At 62.6% G+C, this 7,411-nt stretch carries 7 protein-coding genes; 2 read left to right on the top strand and 5 right to left on the bottom strand.

Translation table 11 applies throughout. The annotated features are described in order from the left end of the window. The coding region (locus AC1VNY_RS25805; RefSeq protein ID WP_482407291.1) for an MFS transporter at positions 1-741 on the bottom strand (741 nt) is incomplete at its 3' end. 139 nt (positions 742-880) lie between these two features. Here AC1VNY_RS25805 and AC1VNY_RS25800 point away from each other — a divergent pair. Together AC1VNY_RS25800 and guaB are read left to right on the top strand one after the other, a co-directional pair. Then, on the top strand, positions 881-1,132 hold the full coding sequence (locus tag AC1VNY_RS25800) for a hypothetical protein (RefSeq protein ID WP_482407290.1): 252 nt from the start codon (positions 881-883) through the stop codon (positions 1,130-1,132). 182 nt (positions 1,133-1,314) lie between these two features. Beyond that, positions 1,315-2,805 carry an IMP dehydrogenase gene (gene guaB / locus AC1VNY_RS25795; RefSeq protein WP_028344677.1) on the top strand — a complete coding sequence of 497 codons (1,491 nt, stop codon included), beginning with the start codon at positions 1,315-1,317 and terminating at the stop codon, positions 2,803-2,805. 178 nt (positions 2,806-2,983) lie between these two features. On the opposite strand, the gene AC1VNY_RS25790 is transcribed toward guaB, so the two are convergent. The 4 genes from AC1VNY_RS25790 to AC1VNY_RS25775 form a co-directional block, all read right to left on the bottom strand. Beyond that, the gene (locus tag AC1VNY_RS25790) at positions 2,984-3,826 is read right to left on the bottom strand and encodes an ABC transporter ATP-binding protein (RefSeq protein WP_482407289.1); all 843 of its coding nucleotides are present in this window, start codon (positions 3,824-3,826) and stop codon (positions 2,984-2,986) included. Between the two features lie 75 nt (positions 3,827-3,901). Beyond that, the gene (locus AC1VNY_RS25785; protein WP_482407296.1) at positions 3,902-5,227 is read right to left on the bottom strand and encodes an ABC transporter substrate-binding protein; all 1,326 of its coding nucleotides are present in this window, start codon (positions 5,225-5,227) and stop codon (positions 3,902-3,904) included. 105 nt (positions 5,228-5,332) lie between these two features. Further along, a complete protein-coding gene (locus tag AC1VNY_RS25780; protein WP_482407288.1) occupies positions 5,333-6,460 on the bottom strand; it encodes a branched-chain amino acid ABC transporter permease in 1,128 nt (375 codons plus the stop codon). A gap of 15 nt (positions 6,461-6,475) precedes the next feature. Then, on the bottom strand, positions 6,476-7,405 hold the full coding sequence (locus AC1VNY_RS25775) for a branched-chain amino acid ABC transporter permease (RefSeq protein ID WP_080583624.1): 930 nt from the start codon (positions 7,403-7,405) through the stop codon (positions 6,476-6,478). Between the last annotated feature and the right edge of the window lie 6 nt (positions 7,406-7,411).

Below are 7,411 nucleotides of genomic sequence, written 5' to 3'. Positions count from 1 at the left end.
AGAGGTGTATAAGAGACAGTGGATGACGTAAAGCGTCATCGATACCGTGCCGACCCCGACCAGCGCGGCGACGATCGGCCACGGCAGCAAATTGAGCCCGGCCACCGACAGCCCGAAGGCGATGCCGGCAAGGCCGATTCCGGCCAGCACAAGTCCCACGAGATCGAAACGCTCGGGATCCTCGCTCTTGATCGGGTCGATGTATTTCAACGCCAGGAAGATACCGAGCAGCCCGATCGGGATGTTGATCAGGAAGATCCAGTGCCAGGAGAAATAGGTGGTGATGAAGCCGCCGAGCGGCGGCCCGATCACCGGGCCGATCAGCGCCGGGACCGTCACCCAGGCCATCGCGTTGACCAGCGCACTCTTGTCGACCGAGCGCAGTAGCACCAGCCGCCCGACCGGGGTCATCATCGCCCCGCCGAGGCCCTGCAGGATGCGGGCGAACACGAAATCGGTCACCGAGGACGACAGTGCACAGCCGATCGAGCCCAGCATGAACACGCCGACGGCGCCGGCAAACACGATGCGGGCGCCGAAGCGGTCCGCGGTCCAGCCGCTCGCCGGGATGAACACCGCGAGCGACAGCAGGTAGGAGGTGATCGCCAGTTTCAGCGTCAGCGGGCTGGTGCCGATATCGGCGGCGATCGCGGGCAGCGAGGTCGCGATCACCGTGGAGTCCATGTTCTCCATGAACAGGGCGGTGGCCACGATGAGCGGGATCAGGCGTTGCTTGTTCATCAAAATGGGACAGCTGTGCTGAAAAGGCGGGCGAGCGGGCCATATCATCCTGCCCTCGGCCACGCTATTGCGGAACCGGCCAAACGCCCTAAATCCTGCGTGACGCTGGTATGCATCCGCCCGTGTCCAAAGGTTCGCTGTGATTTACGTCCTTGCCGCTCTCTTGCCGCCGATCGGACTGCTCCTGAACGGACAGCCGTTTTCGGCCATCTTCAATCTGGTCCTGATCGTGTTTTGCGCGGTTTTCGGGCTGTTTTTCCACGTGTTGCTGCTGGTGCCGTCGGCCCATGCCGTGATCGCGCTCCACATGAAGCGCGAGGACCGGCGCCATCGCGAAATGGTCGAGGCGATCCGCCGCCATGGCCCGCCGCCGGGTTACCGGGCGCCCTGAACCGGCCCCTAAAAAGGCCTGTGCATGGCTGGCAAACACTTTGATTCGTCATCCCGCCATGCTATCGACCAGCGTCAACCCCACCGATGGGCGCCGATTCGACGGTGACGCAGCGAGCGTCGCCGCAGGCGGCGTTCATCCGTAAGACCATCGCGGCTGGGCCGCAGATAAAGGAGTTGGCAATGGCCACGGGATTTCCGGCTATCCGCGAAGCCTTCACGTTCGACGATGTGCTGCTGAAGCCCGGTTTGTCCGACGTGCTTCCCTCGGAAGTCGATATTCGCTCGCGCGTCACCCGCGCAATCTCGCTCAACATCCCGATCATGGCGTCCGCGATGGACACCGTCACCGAGGCGCGGATGGCGATCGCGATGGCGCAGGCCGGCGGTCTCGGCGTCATCCACCGCAATTTCGATCCGGAAGGCCAGGCCGCGCAGGTGCGGCAGGTCAAGAAGTTCGAGTCCGGCATGGTGGTCAATCCGCTGACCATCGGCCCCGACGCCACGCTGGCCGACGCGCTGACCTTGATGAAGGAGAACGGCATCTCGGGCATTCCGGTCGTCACCGGCGCCGCCAAGAACGTGCCGGGCAAGCTGGTCGGCATCCTGACCAACCGCGACGTGCGCTTCGCCAGCGATCCCCGGCAGAAGGTCTCGGAGCTGATGACGCACGAGAACCTCGTCACGGTGCGCGAGGGCGTCGGCCAGGACGAGGCGAAGCGGATGCTGCACAAGCATCGCATCGAGAAGCTGCTCGTCGTCGACGACCAGTATCGCTGCGTCGGCCTGATCACCGTGAAGGACATCGAGAAGGCGGTTGCCCATCCGCTCGCCTGCAAGGACGAGCACGGCCGCCTGCGCGTCGCCGCCGCCACCACGGTCGGCGAGACCGGTTATGAACGCACCGAGCGGCTGATCGATGCCGGCGTCGACGTCGTCGTGGTCGACACCGCGCACGGGCACTCGCGCCACGTGCTCAACGCCGTCAACCGCATCAAGCGGCTCTCCAACGCCGTGCAGGTGGTGGCCGGCAACGTCGCGACCGAGGGCGGCGCGCAGGCGCTGATCGATGCCGGCGCCGACTGCATCAAGGTCGGCATCGGCCCGGGCTCGATCTGCACCACGCGCATCGTCGCCGGCGTCGGCGTGCCGCAGCTCACCGCGATCATGGACGCGGTGGCCGCGGCGAAGAAGGCCGACGTGCCCGTGATCGCCGACGGCGGCATCAAATATTCCGGCGACCTCGCCAAGGCGCTCGCCGCCGGTGCCGACATCGCCATGGTCGGCTCGCTGCTCGCCGGCACCGACGAGACGCCGGGCGAAGTCTTCCTGTGGCAGGGCCGCTCCTACAAGGCCTATCGCGGCATGGGCTCGGTCGGCGCGATGGCGCGCGGCTCGGCCGACCGCTACTTCCAGCAGGACATCAAGGACACGCTGAAGCTCGTCCCCGAAGGCATCGAGGGCCAGGTGCCGTACAAGGGGCCGGTCGGCAACGTGATGCACCAGCTCGCCGGCGGCCTGCGCGCCGCGATGGGCTATGTCGGCGCCAAGGATATCAAGGATTTCCACGACAAGGCCGAATTCGTCCGCATCACCGGCGCCGGCCTGCGCGAGAGCCACGTCCACGACGTCACCATCACCCGCGAAGCCCCGAACTATCCGGGCGGGGTGTAAGCCCAAGCACCGTCACTCCGGGGCGGTCCGAAGGACCGAGCCCGGAGTCCCGGGATTGCGGGATGCCATTATCTGCTAGAGCGTTTTCGAGCGAAGTGGACACCGGTTCGCGTGAAGAAAACGCGTCAAAACAAGAATCTAGAGCTTCGGTTCTGATTCAATCAGAACCGAAAATGCTCTAGGCGAGCCAGCGCTTGCGTCGCTTGTAGTGCTTCACATCGCGGTATGATTTTCGCTTCTCTCCGGCGACGCCAAGATAGAACTCCTTGACGTCCTCGTTTGCGGCAAGGGCGTGCGCTTCGCCGTCCATCACCACGCGGCCGTTCTCGAGGATGTAGCCGTGGCTCGCATATCTGAGCGCCATATTGGTGTTCTGCTCGGCGAGAAGGAACGATACGCCTTCCCTGGCGTGGAGATCCTTCACGATCTCGAAGATCTCTTCGACGATCTGCGGCGCAAGGCCCATCGATGGTTCGTCGAGCAGGATCAACTTCGGGCGCGACATCAGCGCGCGGCCAATCACGCACATCTGCTGTTCGCCGCCCGACGTATAGCCGGCGGTGGAATTGCGTCGCTCTTTGAGGCGGGGGAAATAAGCGTAGACACGCTCAAGGTCCTGGGCGATCGCGAGCTTGCCGTCCGTCCGCGTAAAGGCGCCGGTCAGGATGTTCTCCTCGACCGTCAGATGAGGGAAGGCACGCCGACCCTCCATCACCTGGATGCAGCCGCGTCGCACCAGCTCGTTTGGCGACAGGGACTTCACCTCGACGCCGTTGAACAGGATCGAGCCCTTGGTGACCTCGCCGCGCTCTGCGTGCAGCAGATTGGAGACCGCCTTCAGCGTCGTCGTCTTGCCGGCGCCGTTGGCGCCGAGAAGCGCAACAATGCCGCCTCGCGGGACCTCCAGCGAGACGCCCTTCAACACGAGAATGACGTGATCGTAGACAACCTCGATATTGTTGACCGATAAAATCAGCGCTGCCGCTTCCGTCGCAGCGGTGACGACCTTGGCGATTGACATGCGCAGATCTCCAAACCGAGCAGGGGCTGCGATCCGGGAGCAGGCAATCCTGCCTCCCGGATCACTCGCACGGGGTCAGGTTTCTTTCGCGCAGTCGCGCGGCTTGATCTTCTTCTCCGCGGCATACTTCGCGGACACATCGGCGACGAGCGGTTCGATGAGCGATTCGTCAGCCGTGTACCAGTCGGAGATTACTTTCCAACCCTTGCCATCCCATTGCTGGACGCGCCCGTAGCGCGCGCCTTCGTGGTCGGAGCAGGAAATGCTGACCGGCTTCAACATTCCCTCAAAGCCGAGCTCCTTGATTCGTGCATCGGTGAGGATCAGGTTCTCAAGCCCCCAACGGACCTGCTCGCCCGTCAGCGGTTGCTTGCCGAATTTTTCTTGCGCCTTGCGGATCGCCTCTACGCCGAGCATGGCATTCGTGATGCCGCGGTTGTAGAGGACTTCGCCGATCTTGCCAGGTTCTGTCGCACCCTTTCCCTTGGCGTAGACGTACTTCTCTATGTCGGCGTGCGCGGGGAATTTTCCTGCGCCATGCTGAAGCATCAACGATTTGTAGCCGCTGGCCTGATCGCCCGCCGGCGTCACATCCGGCTCCGCGCCTGACCACCAAACACCGATCATCTTGTCGCGCGGATAGGCGACGGCGGCCGCCTCCTTGATTGCCGTGCTGTTCATGACGCCCCAGCCCCAGACCAGGACATAGTCGGGCCGATGCTGGCGGATCGCCAGCCATTGCGACTTCTGCTCGACGCCGGGATGCGTGACGGGAATCGGCGTGAACTCAAAGCCGTACTTCTGCGCCAGCACCTGCAGCATCGGAATTGGTTCTTTGCCATAGGGGCTGTCATGGTACAGCAGCGAAATCTTCTTGCCCTTCAGCTTGTCGAAGCCGCCGAGTTCCTTGGCGACGTGCTGGATGGCGATATCGGCCGCGGACCAATAAGTGCCGAGCAATGGAAAATTGTATGCGAACACCGCGCCGTTCTTGGAATCGGCACGGCCATACCCCATCGTAATGATCGGGATCTTGTCGGCCGCGGTCTTTTCGGTGAGTGCGAAGGTGATCCCGGTCGACAGCGGATTGATGAAGGCCGCTCCGGTTGGTCCCTTGCTCTTGAGACGCTCGTAACACTCCACTCCCTTGTCGGTCGCGTAACCCGTCTCGCATTCCTCGATCATGATCCTGACGCCGTTGATGCCGCCGTCACGCTCATTGATCAGGTTGTAGTAGTCTACTACGCCGTTTGCGTAGGGCGCGCCGTTCACAGCGTACGGTCCGGTCCGGTAAGACAGAATTGGGATGAACTGTTCGTTTTGCGCTGCGGCCGGTGCGCTAAGCGCCGCGCCGGCCAAGACGGTCGCGAGTATCAGTAACCTGCGTGCAATACTTGCCATATTGATGTCCTCCTTCATAAAGCGCTGTTTCCCGTCCGCGGTACTTCCTTCCTCTCCGTTGTCGGCGGCCGCCATCCGCATTGCGATCAAGGCGCGATCGCTTCCTCAATAGGGAAACGGCCAAAGTCTGAGCTTCTCCTTGCCGATCGATATCAGCCGGGCGAAGCCATGGGGTTCCTTGATGAGCAGATAACAGATCAAGGATCCGAAGATGATGAACTGGAGGTGGGTGATCGTTTGCGTCGACAGTGGCAGCCCGAGCTTGGTCGGAAGCACATTCAGCATGATCGGCACGATGAGGATGAAAGCTGCTCCGATGAACGAACCCATGATCGAGCCGAGCCCGCCGATGATGACCATGAACAGAAGCTCAAGCGAGCGGTCGATCGAGAACGCAAGCGGCTCCCATGAACCGAGGTAGACGAACGCCCAGAGCGCACCCGCCACCCCGATGATGAACGAAGAGACTGCGAAAGCCGTCAGTTTTGCATAAAGCGGCCTGATGCCGATCAGCTCGGCGGCGATATCCATGTCGCGGATCGCCATCCACTGCCTGCCGAGATTGCCGCGCACGAGATTTTTCGCCAACACCGCCATCACGGTCACGAAGAGCAGGCACAGCAGGTAACGCTCGACCGGCGAGCGAACGACCATACCGAAGAAATCCAGTTCCGGCGCATTCACTGATCCCGACGGGGCGTAGTTGGTGAACCACGGGATCCGCAGGAACGCCCAATCGAAGAAGAACTGCGCGGCGAGCGTTGCGACCGCCAGGTAGAGACCCTTGATCCGCAGACTGGGAATGCCGAACAGGATTCCGGCACCCGCCGCCATGAGCCCGCCAAGCAGAATGGATGCCAGCACGGGCAACGGTGGGATCGCGATCGCGAAGCCAAGCCAGGCAAGCGGGATATGAACGCCGGTTGCCAGCTTGTAGGCGGAATAGGCGCCGATGGCCATGAACGCGCCGCTGCCGAGCGAGATCTGGCCGCAATAGCCGACGAGAATGTTTGTCCCGATGGCGGCGAGCGCCAGGATGAGGAAGGGCAGCAGGATGGCCCACAACAGATAGTCGGTGCCGAACGGCCAGATCCGGAAGGTGGCCAGCAGCGGCACGCCAATGAAAGCAATGCCGAGCAAGACAGCGAGGGCGATACGATCCTGCCGGATCGGGAAGATCGCCATATCCTCCGCATAGGTCGCCTTGAACTGGCCGGCTTCGCGATAGAGCACAACGACCTCCTTGCCTCAGACGCGTTCGATGATCCGCTCGCCGAACAGGCCCTGCGGCCGCAAGAGCAGCACCGCCAACGCCAACACGTAGGCAAACCAATATTCGATGCCGCCGCCGATCGATGGCCCGAGGTATACCTCTGCGAGCTTCTCACCCGCCCCGACAATGAGCCCGCCGACGATCGCTCCGGGAATCGAGGTGAGGCCGCCGATGATCAGGACCGGCAAAGCCTTCAGCGCGAGAAACGTGATGGAGAACTGCACGCCAAGCTTGGTCCCCCACACGGTCGCCGCGACGAGCGCAACGAGGCCGGCAACGAGCCAGACCACGAACCAGATCCAGCTGATTGGAATCCCGATCGAGTGCGCGGCCAAATGGTCATCGGCCACGGCTCTGAGCGCGCGACCGGTCTTGGTGCGCTGAAAAAAGACCGCGAGGCCGGCGACCAGGATGCCCGCGATCAATGCGCCCCAGACATCCAGCTTGTTGACCAGAATCCCGCCCGGGAACAGGCCTTCAAACAAGAACCAGGCGTCGGTCGGGAACAGCCGCAACGGGTAGACATCCGATCCGAAGATCATCTCCGCGGCGCCCTCGATGACGAATGTGACGCCGATCGTCGACATGAACAGCGTCAAGCCGTCCTGATTGACCAGAGGTCCGATCACGAACCGCTCGATCAGCCAGGCGGTTGCCGCCATGATCACGGCGGCAAAGCCGATAGCGAGGATGACCGCGACCCAAAGCGGAAGGCCGTTGGCGACCAGGAGGTCGAGGGCGCGAACCAGCGCCAGTCCCGCGAGCAACACCATTGCTCCCTGCGCATAGTTGAATACGCCGGATGCCTTGAAGATCAGCACGAAGCCGAGCGCGACCAGCGAATAAAGCACGCCGGACATCAATCCGCCGATAAGGACCTCGAGAAACTGACCCAGTGCGATCATGGACGC

This window comes from Bradyrhizobium ferriligni, from assembly GCF_056837965.1.
The sequence above is the reverse complement of the archived record's forward strand: the minus strand, read 5'-3'. Positions and strand labels throughout refer to the sequence as shown.

What these genes read in the sequence shown, in the direction of transcription:
- guaB (WP_028344677.1), top strand. Translation starts at nt 1,315, where the DNA reads ATGGCCACGGGATTTCCGGCTATCCGCGAAGCCTTCACGTTCGACGAT.
- AC1VNY_RS25790 (WP_482407289.1), bottom strand. Translation starts at nt 3,826, where the DNA reads ATGTCAATCGCCAAGGTCGTCACCGCTGCGACGGAAGCGGCAGCGCTG.
- AC1VNY_RS25785 (WP_482407296.1), bottom strand. Translation starts at nt 5,227, where the DNA reads ATGGCAAGTATTGCACGCAGGTTACTGATACTCGCGACCGTCTTGGCC.
- AC1VNY_RS25775 (WP_080583624.1), bottom strand. Translation starts at nt 7,405, where the DNA reads ATGATCGCACTGGGTCAGTTTCTCGAGGTCCTTATCGGCGGATTGATG.